Annotated in this window: 20 protein-coding genes; 13 read left to right on the top strand and 7 right to left on the bottom strand. The window is 58.4% G+C overall.

Features of this window, described 5'->3' with window-relative positions:
- Nucleotides 1–7: 7 nt before the first annotated feature.
- The 4 genes from QQJ98_RS01145 to QQJ98_RS01130 all read left to right on the top strand — a co-directional run bounded on the left by QQJ98_RS01145 (nt 8) and on the right by QQJ98_RS01130 (nt 2,858).
- Nucleotides 8–469, top strand: a complete 462-nt coding sequence (locus QQJ98_RS01145; protein WP_284323480.1) for a RidA family protein — start codon at nt 8–10, stop codon at nt 467–469.
- Nucleotides 469–1,239 (top strand): glycerophosphodiester phosphodiesterase family protein, encoded by a 771-nt coding sequence (locus tag QQJ98_RS01140; RefSeq protein ID WP_284323479.1) that lies wholly within the window; start codon nt 469–471, stop codon nt 1,237–1,239. Before QQJ98_RS01145 ends, QQJ98_RS01140 begins: the two co-directional genes overlap by 1 nt.
- Nucleotides 1,240–1,331: 92 nt before the next feature.
- Nucleotides 1,332–2,477, top strand: coding sequence for a GNAT family N-acetyltransferase (locus QQJ98_RS01135; protein ID WP_284323478.1), 1,146 nt, complete (start codon nt 1,332–1,334; stop codon nt 2,475–2,477).
- Nucleotides 2,478–2,492: 15 nt separating this feature from the next.
- The gene (locus tag QQJ98_RS01130) at nt 2,493–2,858 is read left to right on the top strand and encodes a 4a-hydroxytetrahydrobiopterin dehydratase (protein ID WP_348523119.1); all 366 of its coding nucleotides are present in this window, start codon (nt 2,493–2,495) and stop codon (nt 2,856–2,858) included.
- 51 nt (nt 2,859–2,909) lie between these two features.
- Here the strand turns inward: QQJ98_RS01130 and QQJ98_RS01125 are convergent, their stop codons facing one another.
- Entirely contained in the window at nt 2,910–3,398 is a 489-nt protein-coding gene (locus QQJ98_RS01125; protein ID WP_284323477.1) for a peroxiredoxin, read from the bottom strand.
- Between the two features lie 81 nt (nt 3,399–3,479).
- Between QQJ98_RS01125 and QQJ98_RS01120 the strand changes: the two genes are divergently transcribed.
- From QQJ98_RS01120 to QQJ98_RS01110, 3 genes are read left to right on the top strand one after another with little or no spacing between them, the layout of a single operon-like run.
- A complete protein-coding gene (locus QQJ98_RS01120) occupies nt 3,480–4,685 on the top strand; it encodes an NAD(P)/FAD-dependent oxidoreductase (protein ID WP_284323476.1) in 1,206 nt (401 codons plus the stop codon).
- Nucleotides 4,682–5,239 (top strand): 16S rRNA (guanine(966)-N(2))-methyltransferase RsmD, encoded by a 558-nt coding sequence (gene rsmD / locus QQJ98_RS01115; protein WP_284323475.1) that lies wholly within the window; start codon nt 4,682–4,684, stop codon nt 5,237–5,239. The genes QQJ98_RS01120 and rsmD overlap by 4 nt, the downstream gene beginning before the upstream one ends.
- Nucleotides 5,236–5,874, top strand: coding sequence for an HAD family hydrolase (locus tag QQJ98_RS01110; protein ID WP_284323474.1), 639 nt, complete (start codon nt 5,236–5,238; stop codon nt 5,872–5,874). Before rsmD ends, QQJ98_RS01110 begins: the two co-directional genes overlap by 4 nt.
- Here QQJ98_RS01110 and map read toward each other — a convergent pair.
- Nucleotides 5,871–6,680: a type I methionyl aminopeptidase gene (gene map, locus QQJ98_RS01105; RefSeq protein WP_284323473.1), complete on the bottom strand. Its 810-nt coding sequence runs from the start codon at nt 6,678–6,680 to the stop codon at nt 5,871–5,873. The genes QQJ98_RS01110 and map overlap by 4 nt on opposite strands.
- 157 nt (nt 6,681–6,837) lie before the next feature.
- On the opposite strand from map, the gene QQJ98_RS01100 reads away from it, so the two are divergent.
- From QQJ98_RS01100 to QQJ98_RS01090, 3 genes are read left to right on the top strand one after another with little or no spacing between them, the layout of a single operon-like run.
- Nucleotides 6,838–7,557, top strand: coding sequence for a competence/damage-inducible protein A (locus QQJ98_RS01100; protein WP_284323472.1), 720 nt, complete (start codon nt 6,838–6,840; stop codon nt 7,555–7,557).
- Nucleotides 7,554–8,261: a GNAT family N-acetyltransferase gene (locus QQJ98_RS01095; RefSeq protein ID WP_284323471.1), complete on the top strand. Its 708-nt coding sequence runs from the start codon at nt 7,554–7,556 to the stop codon at nt 8,259–8,261. Before QQJ98_RS01100 ends, QQJ98_RS01095 begins: the two co-directional genes overlap by 4 nt.
- Nucleotides 8,262–8,281: 20 nt before the next feature.
- Nucleotides 8,282–9,280: an OmpA family protein gene (locus tag QQJ98_RS01090; RefSeq protein ID WP_284323470.1), complete on the top strand. Its 999-nt coding sequence runs from the start codon at nt 8,282–8,284 to the stop codon at nt 9,278–9,280.
- 55 nt (nt 9,281–9,335) lie between these two features.
- Here QQJ98_RS01090 and QQJ98_RS01085 read toward each other — a convergent pair whose 3' ends face one another.
- Nucleotides 9,336–10,241 carry a LysR family transcriptional regulator gene (locus QQJ98_RS01085; protein ID WP_284323469.1) on the bottom strand — a complete coding sequence of 302 codons (906 nt, stop codon included), beginning with the start codon at nt 10,239–10,241 and terminating at the stop codon, nt 9,336–9,338.
- Nucleotides 10,242–10,507: 266 nt separating this feature from the next.
- Nucleotides 10,508–10,681, bottom strand: a complete 174-nt coding sequence (locus tag QQJ98_RS01080; protein ID WP_284323468.1) for a DUF1328 domain-containing protein — start codon at nt 10,679–10,681, stop codon at nt 10,508–10,510.
- 389 nt (nt 10,682–11,070) lie between these two features.
- On the opposite strand from QQJ98_RS01080, the gene QQJ98_RS01075 reads away from it, so the two are divergent.
- Genes QQJ98_RS01075 through QQJ98_RS01065 form a run of 3 tightly spaced genes read left to right on the top strand, consistent with a single transcriptional unit; the run spans nt 11,071 to nt 12,834 of the window.
- The gene (locus QQJ98_RS01075; protein WP_284323467.1) at nt 11,071–11,604 is read left to right on the top strand and encodes a hypothetical protein; all 534 of its coding nucleotides are present in this window, start codon (nt 11,071–11,073) and stop codon (nt 11,602–11,604) included.
- A complete protein-coding gene (locus QQJ98_RS01070; RefSeq protein WP_284323466.1) occupies nt 11,601–12,038 on the top strand; it encodes a phage holin family protein in 438 nt (145 codons plus the stop codon). The genes QQJ98_RS01075 and QQJ98_RS01070 overlap by 4 nt, the downstream gene beginning before the upstream one ends.
- The gene (locus QQJ98_RS01065; RefSeq protein WP_284323465.1) at nt 12,031–12,834 is read left to right on the top strand and encodes a hypothetical protein; all 804 of its coding nucleotides are present in this window, start codon (nt 12,031–12,033) and stop codon (nt 12,832–12,834) included. The genes QQJ98_RS01070 and QQJ98_RS01065 overlap by 8 nt, the downstream gene beginning before the upstream one ends.
- A gap of 160 nt (nt 12,835–12,994) precedes the next feature.
- On the opposite strand, the gene QQJ98_RS01060 is transcribed toward QQJ98_RS01065, so the two are convergent.
- From QQJ98_RS01060 to QQJ98_RS01050, 3 genes are all read right to left on the bottom strand, one after another.
- On the bottom strand, nt 12,995–14,662 hold the full coding sequence (locus tag QQJ98_RS01060; protein WP_284323464.1) for a sensor histidine kinase: 1,668 nt from the start codon (nt 14,660–14,662) through the stop codon (nt 12,995–12,997).
- Nucleotides 14,663–14,763: 101 nt separating this feature from the next.
- A complete protein-coding gene (locus tag QQJ98_RS01055) occupies nt 14,764–15,339 on the bottom strand; it encodes an RNA polymerase sigma factor (RefSeq protein ID WP_284323463.1) in 576 nt (191 codons plus the stop codon).
- Nucleotides 15,336–15,518, bottom strand: a complete 183-nt coding sequence (locus QQJ98_RS01050) for a NepR family anti-sigma factor (RefSeq protein WP_284323462.1) — start codon at nt 15,516–15,518, stop codon at nt 15,336–15,338. The genes QQJ98_RS01055 and QQJ98_RS01050 overlap by 4 nt, the downstream gene beginning before the upstream one ends.
- Nucleotides 15,519–15,579: the final 61 nt, after the last annotated feature.

Here is a 15,579-nt window from a genome sequence, read left to right as displayed (position 1 = left end):
GCCGAAAATGTCCAGCATCGAATCCCGCCTCGCCGAACTTAACGTCACCCTGCCCGATGCGCCCGCCCCCGCCGCGAACTACGTCCCCTTCGTGCAGGTCGGAAACCTCGTCCACATCTCGGGTCAGATCAGCCAGAACGCGGCAGGCCAGATCAAAGGCAAACTCGGCGCAGATCTGTCGATCGAACAGGGGGCAGAGGCTGCGAAAGCCTGCGCGATTTCCCTGCTGGCACAGCTGAAGAAAGCCTGCGGCGGTGATCTTTCCCGCGTGGTGCGGGCCGTGAAACTGGTGGGCTTCGTGAACTCCACCGCCGATTTTACAGACCAACCAAAGGTGATCAACGGCGCGTCCGATTTCATGGTCGCAGTCTTGGGTGACGCAGGCCGCCACGCCCGCTCGGCTGTTTCCGCCGCCTCACTGCCTTTCGGTGTCGCCGTCGAAATCGAAGGCATCTTCGAGATCAACTGATGCGCGTCCCCCTGCCCGCCGCCTTCCTGCAAGCCCCGCTGACGCACCGCGCCTACCACAACCGCGCGGCGGGCCGCCCCGAAAATTCACGCGCTGCTGTGCAGGCGGCGATCTCGGCTGGGTATGGCATCGAGATTGACTTGCAGCTGTCCAAAGATGGCACCGCGATGGTGTTCCATGACGAAGCGTTGGGCCGTCTGACCAGCGCAACCGGGCCGGTCAAGGACCGCACCGCCGCCGAACTGGCCCAGATCAAACTGCACGGTAGCGACGAGACCGTCCCGACTCTGGCCGAGATTCTGGCGCTGGTTGCAGGCCAAGCCCCCTTGCTGATCGAGATCAAGGACCAGACCGACAGCATGTCCGAAACCGATGGTCGACTGGAGACCGAAACCGCCGCCTTGCTGGCGGATTACAAGGGCGCGGTGGCGGTGATGTCGTTCAACCCGCATAGCGTCGCGCGGATGGCAAGCCTTGCCCCACATCTGGCGCGCGGACTGACCACTTCGGCCTATGATCCGGCCGATTGGGCGCCGCTTGCCGCCGAAATCTGTGACCGCCTGCGCCCGATCCCGGATTATGACCGTACGCTTTCCAGCTTTATAAGCCACGAAGCCGCCGATCTGAACCGCCCCCGCGTCGCGGAGCTAAAATTGCAAGGCGCAGCCATTTTGTGCTGGACGATCCGCAGCCCCGCAGCCGAAGCCAAAGCCCGCAAAATCGCACAGAATGTCACCTTTGAAACCTATCCAGCAGCCCTGACAACTTGACGAACGCCGCGCAGGGCCCATCTTTCAGGGCGTGGAAATAAGCAAAGCTTGGCTGGCTAAAGCCGCCCCGGCGCAGGCAAAACAGGCGGATCATGCAAGCAGACCTTCTTGACGGCATGTCCGCGATGACAGCGGAGCAGTGGGATGCATTGGCCTGTCCCGGCCCCGGTCGGCCAGTTGACCCTTTCACCACCTACCGCTTTTTGTCGGCGCTGGATCGGTCTGGTTCAACGGGCAAAGGCACCGGCTGGCTGCCGCGCCCGCTGATCCTGCGCGACACTGACCCGGTTGCAGCACTGCCGCTTTACGTGAAATCACATTCGCAGGGCGAATACATCTTCGACCACGGTTGGGCCGAGGCGCTGGAGCGCGCGGGCGGGCGCTATTATCCGAAACTGCAGGCGGCGGTGCCATTCACCCCGGCCTCTGGCCGGCGGTTTCTGGGTGATCCGGCCTTGCGTGAAACACTGCTTGAGGCAGCGGTTGGGCTGACCGATCAGAATAATCTTTCCAGCCTGCACATCACCTTCTGCACCCAGGAAGAGGCCGAAGCATTGGCGGGCCAGCACGGTTTGCTGCACCGGGTAACCCAGCAATTCCACTGGGAAAATCGCGGCTACGCGGGTTTTGATGATTTCCTGGCTGATCTGTCCAGCCGCAAGCGCAAAATGATCCGCAAAGAGCGTGAAACCGCCCGCGCCAGTGGACTTGAGATCAGTGCGCTGACCGGAGCGCAGATCGAGCCCAACCATTGGGACGCGTTCTGGCAATTTTATCAGGACACCGGCAGCCGCAAATGGGGCACGCCCTATCTGACTCGCGGTTTTTTCGATGAAATTCAAGCAAGTATGCGCGATGATGTGCTGTTGGTGCTGGCCTTTCGCGAAGAGACTCCGGTGGCGGGCGCGTTGAATTTCATTGGCCGCGATACGCTTTTTGGCCGCTATTGGGGCTGTATCGAGGATCACCCCTGCCTGCATTTTGAACTATGCTATTATCAGGCAATCGACTGGGCTATCCTGCACGGTTTGCTGCGTGTCGAAGCAGGCGCGCAGGGCGAGCACAAATTGGCGCGCGGCTATCTGCCGATGCCGGTTCATTCGCTGCACTATATCGCAGATCCGGCTTTCCGCGGTGCCGTTGCGCGCTACCTTGTGGAAGAACGACGCGCCGTTGAGGGCGAAATCGAGGTTCTGACGAGCTATGGTCCGTTCCGGCATGTGGCTTCGGAAGATTAACGGAAAGGAACGGCCATGGCGACGCTGCTTACCACAGAAGAACGCAGCACTTTGCCCGCGTTGGGCGAAACCGGCTGGGGGGCTGTTCCCGACCGGGATGCAATCCGTAAGGTATGGAAGTTTAAAAGTTTTTCTGAGGCCTGGGCTTTCATGACCCGCGCCGCTTTGGCTGCGGAAAAACTGAACCACCACCCGGAATGGTCAAATAAATACAATGTCGTCGATGTCACACTGGTGACGCATGACTGCAATGGCCTGTCTGCGTTGGACATCACTTTGGCCAAGCAGATGGACAAATTTGCAGGTGCCGCCGAGGTCGTTCACAACCATTCAGAGCCTATTTCCTGCCTGTGCGAAAGCCGTGCAAATCGGATCGCCTAATATTTGTGACTCTTCATTCATATCGATATGAATGAAGAGTCACTTATTAACTTAGATCGCCGCAAGCATTGCTTCGCCGCCAGAAATATCGCACTGGCCTGCGTTTTCTTCAGCGTGAAGCACCTTTACCACGCCGTCTACCGCATACAAAGCATAGCGTTTGGAACGGTCAAAGAAGCCAATTGCAGGCACCGAAAACTCCATCCCGATTGCCTTGGTGAAGCTAGCGTCCACGTCGCCCGCCATCGTGATCCCGGCAGCATCGGCACCCATCGATTCGCCCCAGGCTTTCATCACGAAAGCATCGTTCACCGACAGGCAAATCACCTCATCAACGCCTTTGGCGGCCAGCTTTTCTTTGGCGCGAATAAAGCTCGGCACATGCGCGGTGGTGCAAGTGCCGGTATATGCGCCCGGAAGCCCGAAAATCACCACGTTGCGCCCCGCCAGTTTCGACGAAAGCGACACGGCCTCCGGCCCATTTCCGCCCATCACTTGCAAAGATGCGTCCGGCAGTTTGGCTCCTACAGAAATCGTCATATTCTATCCCTCATGCGTTGCGTTACCCGTCCTGCGGGATATAGGGTCCACGCGAACATTCGACCAGAGGGGGCGCGCAGGATGGACGTTGTTGTAATCGGGGCCGGACAGGCTGGGGCCGCTTTGGTGGCCAAATTGCGCGCGCTTGGACATCAGGGCAGCATCACTTTGATCGGCGACGAGGCGGCACCACCCTATCAGCGCCCGCCGCTGTCCAAGGCCTATCTGCTGGGCGAGATGGAGGAAGAGCGGCTTTGGCTGCGCGGCCCGGATTTCTATGCGGAACACGGTATCACTTTGAAATTGGGAGAAAAAGTCTCACTGATCGAGCCGATTACCCGCAAGGTTATGGTCGGTGATGAGGTGATTTCCTATGACGAGCTGGTGCTGGCGACAGGGTCTTATCCGCGTCGGCTGCCCAGCAATATCGGCGGCGATCTGGCCGGGATCTACACGGTGCGCAGTCTGGCTGATGTCGATGCGATGAAGGCAGAATTCGCGCCGGGCCGGCGGTTGGTGATCGTCGGCGGCGGCTATATTGGGCTGGAAGCGGCGGCGGTTGGGGCAAAGCTGGGGCTTGATGTGACGGTACTGGAAATGGCGCCCCGGATTCTGCAACGGGTTGCGGCGCCGGAGACCAGCGATTACTTCCGCGCTTTGCATACCTCGCGGGGTGTGAAGGTTCTGGAATCCACCGGGTTGGAGCGCATTCTGGGCGAAGATCGCGTCTCGAGCGTGCGATTGAGCGATGGCACCGAATTGGCCGCCGATTTCATCATTGCGGGGGTTGGTGTTCTGCCGGGTACTGGTTTGGCCGAAGCTGCGGGTCTGGCGATTGAGAACGGCATCAAGACCGATGAATATGGCCGCACGTCGGACCCGCATATATGGTCGGCGGGCGATTGCGCCAGCTTTCCCCACAAGGGCGGGCGGTGGCGGTTGGAATCGGTGGGCAATGCTATCCATCAGGCCGAGACCATCGCGGAAAATATCATGGGCGCTCAGGTGGTCTATGAGGCACAGCCGTGGTTCTGGTCGGATCAATACGACTGCAAACTGCAAATCGCCGGACTGAATGTCGGTTACGATAACATCGTGACACGCGGTCCGGATGGCGACAGCGTCAGCTTCTGGTATTATCAGGGTGACACATTGCTGGCGGTTGATGCGATGAATGATCCACGTGCGTATATGGTAGGTAAGCGGTTGATTGAAAACGGTAAATCGCCATCAAAAGCCGCAATCGAGAACCCCGCGACCGAGATGAAATCGCTGCTGAAAGCATGAGGATCATTGGCGGCACCGCGCGCGGGCTGCATCTAGCTGCGGTGGGGGAAGGTGACGCGAAAGCGCATCTGCGCCCCACATCGGACCGCGTGCGCGAGTCGATCTTTAACCTGCTGATCAATGGCGGCTACGGCAATCCTTTGCGCGATGCACGGGTGCTGGATGTGTTTGCAGGCACCGGCGCGTTGGGGCTGGAGGCTTTGTCACGCGGGGCGGCTGAGGCGGTCTTTCTGGAAAACGGCGCGGCCGCATTAGCGCTGTTGAAGCGCAACATCGCGCTGATGCGGGCGGTGGATCGTTGCGAGATTTTGCGTCGTGATGCCACCAAACCCGGGATCAATCCGGGGGCAGCTTTTGATGTGGTTTTCCTTGACCCGCCTTATGGCAAAGCGATGGGAGAGCAGGCTCTAACCGCTTTGATCCCGTGGCTTGCCCCGGAAGCCCTTGTAATATGGGAGGAAAGCCTTCCTCCCATCCCTCCTTCTGGCTTCGTGCCGCTGGATCAACGCAAATACGGCGACACGCTTGTTACAATCTTGAAAGCCCCCTCATGACCCCCAAAGCGGTGATTTTCGACTGTGACGGTGTTGTCGTTGACAGTGAACCGATGCTGTTTGATCTGCTGCACGACGCGCTGGCGCAACATGGCCTGTCGATGTCGCTGGAGGTGCTACAAAACACCTTTCTTGGCATGACTTTGCAGGGGTTGCGCGAGAAAGCCAATGCGATGGGCGCTCAGCTGCCTGCTGCATGGTGTGATGATTTTTACGACCAGCTTTATGAGAAACTGCGGCTTGGCACGCCATTGGTGCCGGGGATTTTGGGCGTGCTGGATGCTCTGGACGCGGCGAGAGTTCCGTTCGCAATGGGCTCGAATGGTTCTGAAGAGAAAATGCAGATCACTTTGGGTCAACACGGCTTGCTGCATCGGTTCAAGGGGCTGTTTTCCGGCCAAAGCCTTGGCAAGCCCAAGCCCGCACCCGATGTTTACCTGCACGCGGCGGCTGCGATGGCGGTCGATCCACGACTATGTGTGGTGATCGAAGACAGCCCGACGGGTGCGCGGGCGGCGCGCGCTGCGGCGATGCGCTGCATGGGATATGCGCCGCAAGGCAATGAGGCCCTAGCAGCCGAAGGCGCGCTTCTTTTCAATGATATGAAAGACTTACTGGGCTTGCTTGGGCTTTAAGCCCAGGTTGGGTGGAACTTGTCTGCGGGTGACAAGGTGAAAATCTCACATCCCGTCGCAGTCACCCCAACCGAGTGTTCAAACTGCGCCGACAGTGATTTGTCGCGGGTCACGGCGGTCCAATCATCGGCCAGCACTTTGGTTTCGGGACGCCCCAGATTAACCATAGGTTCGATGGTGAAGATCATGCCTTCTTCCAGCACAGCGCCGGTGCCGGGGCGGCCATAATGCAGCACATTTGGCGGCGCATGGAACACCAGACCAAGGCCGTGGCCGCAGAAATCGCGCACCACCGACATACGATTGGCTTCGACATAGCTTTGAATAGCATAACCAATATCGCCAAATGTATTGCCGGGCTTCACCGCAGCAATACCGCGCATCAAGGATTCATGGGTGACTTCAATCAGCCGTTCAGCTTTGCGCGGCACCGCACCTGCGACATACATTCGGCTGGTATCGCCAAACCAGCCATCGACAATCACCGTCACATCTACATTCAGAATATCGCCATCTGCCAACACTTTAGCGCCCGGAATCCCGTGGCAGACCACATGATTGACGCTGATACAAGAAGCGTGCTGATAGCCCTTGTAGCCGATGGTGGCGGAAACCACGCCGCGCCGCTCGATCTCTTCGCGGATGAAATCGTCAATCACCGAGGTTGTCACTCCCGGCTTGACCAGTTCCGCAACCATATCAAGGATTTCCGCAGCACACCGCCCGGCTTTGTGCATGCCGGTGAAATCCGCCTCTTCATAGATGCGGATGCCATTCTTGGTGACGCGGCCACGGATGTCTTCCACGGGTAATCCTCCGGTTTGGCCTTAAATAGGCGATGCTTTGCGGCTTTGCCAGAGGCGGCGTGCGCTGGCCCATCGCGCACTTTATCTTTATCCAAGAGATGCTGGCCTGCACCCCCGGCTTTGGCTTATGGTCTGCCTTAACAAAAGGAGCAGACGCATGCCCAACCCTACAGCCGCGATGCTGGTGATCGGCGATGAAATTCTGTCGGGACGCACCCGCGATTCGAACCTGCATTATATCGCCTGCGAGTTGACCAAACACGGCATCACTTTGGCCGAAGCGCGGATCGTGGCCGATGATCACCAAGAGATTGTCGCGGCTGTGAATAGTCTGCGGGCGAAATATGACCATTTGTTCACATCGGGCGGCATTGGCCCTACGCATGACGATATTACCGCCGACGCCATCGCTGCGGCGTTTGGCGTGGCCATCAGCCACCGCGCCGATGCGATGGCGCTGATGGCGGCACATTACGAGCGGCAGAACCTGCCGTTCAACGAGGCCCGGCAGCGAATGGCGCGCATCCCGGATGGGGCTGCGCTGATCGACAATCCGGTCTCGATTGCGCCGGGGTTTACCTTGGGCAATGTGCATGTGATGGCAGGGGTGCCGAAGATATTTGAGGCGATGCTGGCTTCAGTTCTGCCGCAGCTGACGGGTGGGCCGCCGTTGCTGTCACAAAACCTGCGCGTGTTGCGCGGCGAAGGCGAGATTGCCGGCGATTTTGGCGCTTTGGCGGCGGCTTTCCCAGACCTTTCGATGGGGTCATATCCTTTCACGCAAAACGGCGCTTATGGCACCAATCTGGTGATCCGTGGCACCGACCCGGGCCGCGTCAGCACCGCCATGCTGCGCCTGACAGAGCTTTTCGGATGAATCCCGAAAAGCTTTTGTCGGTGATGGAGGCGACATGGGTCCCAGCCTCGACCGCTCGACAGGGGCCCTGGACCATCCGCAACGGTCTGGGCGGTGGCAAACGGGTGTCAGCCGCGACGGCCGAGGCTGCATGGCAAGACACCGATATTCCGCAAGCCGAAGCCGCGATGGCAGCCTTGGATCAACCTGCGCTTTTTCTGATCCGCGAAGGTGACGGCATGCTGGATCAGGCGCTGATGGCGCGCGGGTATCGCATTGTCGATCCGGTTGTTGCCTATGCCGCACCGCTCTCAATCTTACCGCAGCCCCCCGATCCCATGACGACCTTTCCACACTGGCCGCCAATGGCGATCGCCTCCGATCTTTGGGCAGAAGGCGGCATAGGCGCCGCGCGACTGGCGGTGATGGCGCGCGTTACCGGACCAAAAACCGCGATCCTCGCGCGGGCACAGGACCGGGCAGCGGGTGCAGCATTTGTTGCGATGAATGACAAGGTGGCGATGCTGCATGCGCTAGAGGTGACGCCAAGCCAACGTCGGCAGGGTTCCGCGCACAATATATTGCGGGCGGCAGTTGTTTGGGCGCAAGCCAATGGGGCAGATACACTGTCGTTGGTGGTGACTGTCGCCAATGATCCTGCGCGCAGGCTTTATGCTTCCTTGGGGATGACGGTTGTGGGACACTATCACTATCGACAGAAATGAGCCCAGCAGAGGCCAGACCAATGAAAACCAGCCCATTCAAAGTGGCTTTTTGTCTTGCCGCCAGCCTGTCCGCTAAAACAGCGCAGGCCGCACCGCAGTTGCAGCTGCAATTCCCCGGCCCGTCCGAAACCACATCGCACCGCAGCGAGGTTGCAGCGTCGTATCGCTTGGCCATCGGCCCGTTTCAAGGCGGCACCATTGCCACCGAATTGACCGAAGGCAGCTTGAGCCAAACCGCATGGAAGATCGCCACGCCAGAAGGCTCCACGCTTGCGATGGTTCAAAGCCTGCGCGCACAAATTGCTGCGGCCGGCTACAAAGTGATGTTTGAATGTGAGACCGAGGCCTGCGGCGGCTATGATTTCCGATATGGCACAGAGGTGGTTGCCGAACCAGATATGCATATTGATCTGGGCGACTTCCGCTATCTGGCGGCAGAAAGAATCGGTACGAAAGGCAAGGAATATCTTGGCCTTATGGTTAGCAAATCCCCTGATAACGGCTATGTGCAACTGACGCAGATTGGTGGGGATGCGGCGGCGCAATTGGCAACGTCAAGCAAATCGGCCGAGCCGCCACAAGCCACCAGCTTTGCGCTGAAACCAGCGATCACGCCACAGTCTGAGCCGACATCCACGAAAGAGATCGGCCAAACACTCGATCAAGGGCAGGCTTTGGTGCTGGAGGATCTGGTGTTCAGCTCGGGTTCTGCGGTGCTGAGCGATGGCAAATACGCGTCACTGGTGGCGCTTGCGGGCTGGCTTGCTGCCAATCCGTCGCAAACGGTGACGCTTGTGGGACATACTGATGATTCAGGTGGCTTGGCGGGGAACATTACGCTCTCAAAAAAGCGCGCCGAAAGTGTGCGGCAGACTTTGATCGCGCAATATGGTGTGGTTGCAGCCCAAATCAGCGCCAACGGCGTCGGCCCACTGGCGCCGCGCGCTAGCAATCTGACGCCGGACGGTCAGCAGCAAAACCGAAGGGTCGAGGTTGTGCTAACCCCGACCCCCAATTGAAACCATCGCACCATTTACCGAAAACGCGATTGGTCGTTTGCGAAAGCCTGCGTGCTCACCAAAGGTCGGGGCCTTTGTCCAGATAGCGCCTCGCCAGAAAGTCGATGAACGCCCGCACTTTTGGCTGGGTGAAACGCCCCGGCGGATAGACCGCATAGATTCCCAAGGTTTCCACTGGCAGGCCCGGAATGGCTTCTTCGACCTGACCGCTTTTCATCGCATCGGCGTAAAGAAAGCTGGGCAGATAGGCGATACCAAGGCCAGAAATTGCAGCGTTCAGAAGGCTTTGGCCATCGTTCACTGTCAGCCAACCCGCCGTGCGAACTTGCCGTTTTTCGCCCGAGGGCGCCGAGACTTTCCACACGTTTCCATTGGCTTGGTTGGAATAGTGCAGCAGCTTGTGGTCGTTCAGGTCGTCAATTTTCATCGGACGGCCATATTTCTGAAAATACGACGGGCTGCCGATCATCCGCTTTGTGGTGTCGGTCAATTTCCGGGCGCGCAGTGAGCTGTCTTCGAGTTCCCCAACCCGAATCGCCATATCAAAGCCTTCAGAAATCAATTCGACATAACGGTTGTTCAGCACCATATTGACGGTGATGTCGGGGTATTCCAGCAGGAAATCCCCCAAAATCGGCGACAGCAGGTTGACGCCAAAATCGGTCGCCACGGAAATCCGCAGCAGCCCCGAAGGAGCGGATTGCATCGAGGTCACCAAGGCATCGGCCTCGCCCGCGTCGTTCAGCACACGACGGGCGCGGTCGTAATAGGCAAGGCCGATCTCGGTCGGTGAGACGCGGCGGGTGGTTCGGTTTAAAAGCCGCGCACCTAAGCGGGCCTCAAGCGCAGAGACGTGCTTTGATACGGCAGATTTTGAAATCCCCATCTTCTTGGCAGCATCTGTAAAGCCGCCTTGGTCTACGACCGTGGCAAAGGCTTCCATTTCAGTGAGTCGGTCCATTGTTTTCCCCAAGCGAGCAGAGTGGGCAGATGTGACCTTATTGATCGCCAAATCAGGCAGGATCGGGGCGCGCTTGCGTTCTATCCGGGGTATTCCGGCGCATCGTTCATGGCATGGAAACACCGAAGCAAGGGCTTAGACCCGTTCAGCTGCCTTATTTGCCAAAAGTCATCGCAGTTGCGAGAGCGCATAAAAAAAACCGCAGGGCGAACCTGCGGTCTTAAGGTGGCCCTCGGGGAGGAAGGCGGGACAGGGAAATCAGGCAGTCAAAGTCGGGATTTTCCATTGAGCAACCGCGACAACAGCGAAATCACGAACAAGGCGATAAAGATGAAGAACAGGATCTTGGCGATGCCAGCAGAGGTGCCCGCAATGCCGCCAAATCCCAAAGCCGCCGCAATCAGCGCGACCACAAGAAAGGTCAAAGCCCAGCTTAGCATGATGTTACTCCTCTCAAGGGCGACGATGGTAAGCCGCGTGATGTTGCTTGGATATTTTGACAACTTGCGGGGGAGGTTCTGGTTCCAACAGCTGGCAATATTTTTATAGATGCGCCGCCTCCAGCTAAATCGCGCGCTAAATCGCGCGGCGCCCATGTTCCCGAAATTTGCGCCGGGACGAATTCTTGTGGGAACCATTTTCAGAATTCCAGCGTTGTAGCACCAGAGACGCAAAGGATCGGATATGTGAAGGCACCCAGCCAAAACTGACCGCTCCAGCGTCCCGGTGGTGCCAACAGGTCCACTGCAAGGTTTCAAATGTGATCTGCTGCCTGACCGTCTGGGGCCAATACAGACGCATGGCCGCGCTATGAGCCAAAGGAAAAATGATGAACGCGAATACTCTGAAAGACACCGTGTCGAACGCTCACAAAGCTGCTGATGATACCGTTGACACCGTTGCGAACAAAGTTTCGCAGATGAGCCGCAAAGCACGCGATACGGCGAGCGATGCGATTGATGATGCGAAAGAAGCTGGTCAGAATACCGCGCGCAAGGTCAAAGCCCAAGCGGCAGAGGCGGCAGCTGCGGCTGAAGATCGCTTGGATGATCTGAGCGATGCAGCCTATTCGGGCTTTCGTTCGGCGAAATCCAAACTCGCTGATGGCGGTGACCGTCTTGCCAACGCTTTGCGCGATGCTGCAGATGGCACCCGTGCCGCCTCTGGTCGTGTGGTGGAAGCGGTCGCAGGCGGCGTTCATGACGTGGCAGACCACCTTCGCGGCGGTTCACTGACCGATCTGGTCAGCAGCACCAAAGCCTATGCGCGCCGCAATCCCGGCGCCGTGGCGGCTGGTGCAGCTGTAGTAGGCTTTGCACTTGCCCGCTACATTCAGCTGCGCAATCGCGGCCCGCGCGGATGATCGCGCCGCATCAGCGCGGAACTTCGGTTCTGTTCAGTGAAGTCCTGAACGGGATGGACCGGCTGCTGCGCGGAGAAGTTGCTTTGGCCAAGGCGGAGGTTCGTCAGAACCTCCGCTCGGTCCGCCAAGCCGCGTTGCAATTCGTGCTGGCGGTGGTGTTTGGTGTGATCGCGCTGAATATTTTGGCGGGCTCTGCCGTGGCAGCGCTGATCGCGGCAGGTCTTTCTCCCGGTTTCGCGGCTTTAACTTTGGGCGTGGTGCTTTTGCTGGCGGCTTACGGCTGCGCACAGTGGGGCATCTGGTTGCTTGACACCGAGCGTCTGACACCCAAGCGCACATTTCAAAATCTCGGCAAGGACTTCGCCAGCCTGAAAGCGGCGGGTCCTGGCAAGCGAGATCAAACGACGATGGGAGAATCTCATGCGAATGGATAATCTTGAACCTGATCTGATCGAGCAGCAGTTGCGGCACGACCGTGCTGCGCTGAAAGCCTCGCTTTCGGCACTGGGCGACCGTTTTTCGCTGCCGAATGTTCCGGGCGATATGCTGACTCATCTGCAAAGTCTGGGCAGTGTCGCGCGGTCCAACCCGGCCTTGGTTTCTTTGGCTGGGGCAGGTCTGGCGTGGTTTTTGCTGCGTCGCAATGGGTCTGGCGTGGGCGCTGATCCGGCCGGTCTAAGCGGCACCGCGTTTGAAGCGCAATCGCGTTGGGAAGACGAAGGTGGCCCGGTGCAAGACCTTGAAGACGAAGACTTTGACTGGATCGCCGAGGCTGAGGCTTTGCGCGCAAAGGCCAATGACAGTTTGCATGGACTGGAAGCGATGGCGCTGGATGGCATTGAATATGCCAAGCAACGCGCCGCCGTGTTGGCAGATTTGGCAGCAGATGTGCGCAAATCCATGCGGCGCGGGCTTGATCAGCTGTCCACCGCCGCGCAGGATCGCATCCTTGCGGCCCGCGAGGCGGCCTACGAGGCGCAACTTTCGCTACGTGCCTCGACCACAAAGGCGATCCATGATCACCCCGTTGCAATCACTGGGGCCGCTTTGGCTTTGGGGGCCGCCATCGGGGCAGCCCTGCAACGCCGTCCCGTTGCAGATCGCAAGCTGGCACAAGAACGTGACCGGCTGCTTGAAGAAACCCGGCGCCTGCTGGCGCACGAGCGTCGTCGCGCCAATGATGCGATGGATATTCTGGCCGGAAGCCGCAGCCTGCGTGACTCCTCGTAGCGTAGGCTGAGGATTTCTGAACCAGCAAAGGCGCCGCTGTCGAAAGACAGCGGCGTTTTTTATTGGTGAAAGCATGATCTTGTCTAAGTAGGTCTGGGGACAGCAAGACTTTGGGTCAAGGCAGCCCTCAAACGATGCGCCCCCAGCCAAGGTAGAGCAGTCAGTTCGTCTCAAAGCCTTCGCGAATCGGGAAATCTACCGACACATCAACAGCATCTGGGGTGTTGTCCTCACTGACCGCGCCACCAATCTGCTGGGCAAAACCACGCACCAGCTGCGCCCCGATCGTGGTGGAGGTTTGATGATCAACCGCCGTAGCCCCCAAAACCGCAGGGCCTTTGATTTGCAGCCGCGCCTTTTGCTCATCCGCAAGCACCCGCAGCGACACCTCGATCCGACCCGCCTGCTCGTCTGACGCAGCCATACCGGCCAGCAGTTCCGTCAACAGCAGGGCCAAAGGCACTGCTTGGTCCGGGATAAGCTGAATCGGTTCAAAATCGGTGGTGATGTCGAGCTTTTTCTTGCTTTGGTTGGCGATACCGCTGATTTGCCGGATCACCCCCGAAAACAGCGCGTCCATACGCACATCTTTCTGCCCGGCAGTTTCATACAGCCCGGTATGCACCGTCGCCAGCGCCATCACCCGATTGTGCAGGCCCTCAAGGATAGCGCGCACGGCTGGGGATTTTTCCTGCCGCATATGGATGCGCATGATCGACGCGATAAGTTGCAAGCTGTTGCCGGTGCGGTGATGCACCTCGCGCAGCAGAATTTCCTTCTGGCGCAGCATGTTTTCCAATTCGGCTTCGTCATGCAGAATTGTCTCGGTCAGAATATCATAGCAGCGCCCGATCTCTCTGATCTCGGCTGGGCTACGTGCAAGGTCCAGCACCATGCGCTTGCGATTGCCACCTGCAAAAGCCGTCATCGCACCGCCAAGCAGCCGCATATGGCGGGCAACCAAGCTTTCCGCCCCAAGCAGGGCCACAACCATCGCTACTAGCCACATCAGCACCGGAAAGACATAGGGGCTGATGTCTTGCCCCAAGACCGTAAAGCCACCCGGTTGCCCCCAAGAGCCCAGCAGAAACAAGCCATCAGCCATTTTCACGACCGAGAAAATCCGCCGCTCTCCCTGCACGGATCTTCCGAGGAATGTATGCGCCTCGGTGGCTGCCAGTTGCTTCAGCGACGCATTTGCTGGCAAGCTGAACGGCGCTGCCGCCAATCCAACCGAAGAGGTTAGCACGGTGCCATCGGCATCAAAGGTCAACAGAACCAAAGGGTCTTTTTCAACCGCAGCCGTCGTATCCGCGTCTTTGGCAGCGGCACCAATTTCACGCAGCGCATGATGCGGCATCGAAATCGCGATAAAGCCCAAGCGCTTGCCATCCAGATCAATAACCGGATGCGTCACGCTCAACACTGAAACACCAGAAACCGCGCCTTTGCTGTTCACCGAAAAAGCAGGAAGCGCCGAGGCCATAACTTTCTTGACCGTAGCGCTTTCCGAAAGGTCGAAATCCTTGTCTTCCGACGAGCAGGTCATCTTGCCAGACAGCGGCACAAACCCCACCAGTGACAGCGCAGGCTCATCTGCCGCCACGCGCTTCATCAATTCCTCACATCGCGCGGCATCGTTGAGGATACCTGCCAAAACCACAGATTTAGACAGTGTGGATGCGATCGTCTGTGCCGCGAGGATCAAGCTGATCTGCGGCGTCGCAACCCGCATGGTTTCATCCATGACCGCCAGATTTGCGCGCTGTTGCGACTGGCTGTTTGCCGACTGCGATTGCACCAGACCCAATAGCCCAAGCGGAAGCATCGCAACCGCCACCATCAAAGCAAGACGCGCGCCCAACCTTTGAAAGAAGGGGGCGCGCGGAGCTGACGTGGCAGCAGAGGGCGTGGACGCAATAGGTTCTGTCATCCGGCAGGAACCGAAGCGCGGCTTAAGACGGCATCGGTTACCGCGTCTATACCCGAGAACATCCCCTCGCCCTCGGCCAGACCCAACAGCTGAGCAAGACGTTTGCGCGCACGGCTGGCGCGGCTTTTCACCGTGCCAGCGGCAACACCCATCATCTCGGCGGCTTCTTCGGTGCTAAAGCCCGATGCACCAACCAAGATCAGAACTTCGCGGTGTTCGTCTGACAATTCATCAAACGCCCGCAAGAAATCGGTAAATGCCATGCGACCATCGTGATCAGGTTTCACGCTCAGGGTTGCTGCATGCGCACCATCTGGATCGGCCACTTCGCGGCGGGTTTTGCGCAAAGAGGAATAGTATGTGTTGCGTAGAATTGTGAACAGCCAAGCCTGCAAATTGCTGCCGCGCTGAAACTTGTCGATGCTCCCCCAAGCCTTCAGAATGGTTTCCTGAACCAGATCGTCCGCCGTCGAGACATTGCGCGTCAGGCTGATCGCAAAGGCCCTCAACGGGCGCAAATGCTCGACAATCTGGTCGCGCGGATCAGTATCAACATTCTTTTCAGGGATCATGGCTGACCCTCTTTAGCAGCGACTTTCTTTTGCGCCTCGGCTACTTTCAACTGATCCAACAGCTGCTTGAAGCGATCCGGCACCTCCTCGACAAGCGCCGACTGGTAGACACGCTTCAGGTTCTCTTCGATCTGCGCTTTGATTTGGTCAGATTGACCTTCTACCTCGGCTTTAGCCATTTCGGCTTTTGACCCCTGATTAGGCATTTTTCACAATTTCCCGTCATACACACGGAACCAA

It is taken from the genome of Cypionkella aquatica (assembly GCF_030161095.1).
In the GTDB taxonomy this organism is placed as follows: Bacteria; Pseudomonadota; Alphaproteobacteria; order Rhodobacterales; family Rhodobacteraceae; genus Cypionkella; species Cypionkella aquatica.
The sequence above is the reverse complement of the archived record's forward strand: the minus strand, read 5'-3'. Positions and strand labels throughout refer to the sequence as shown.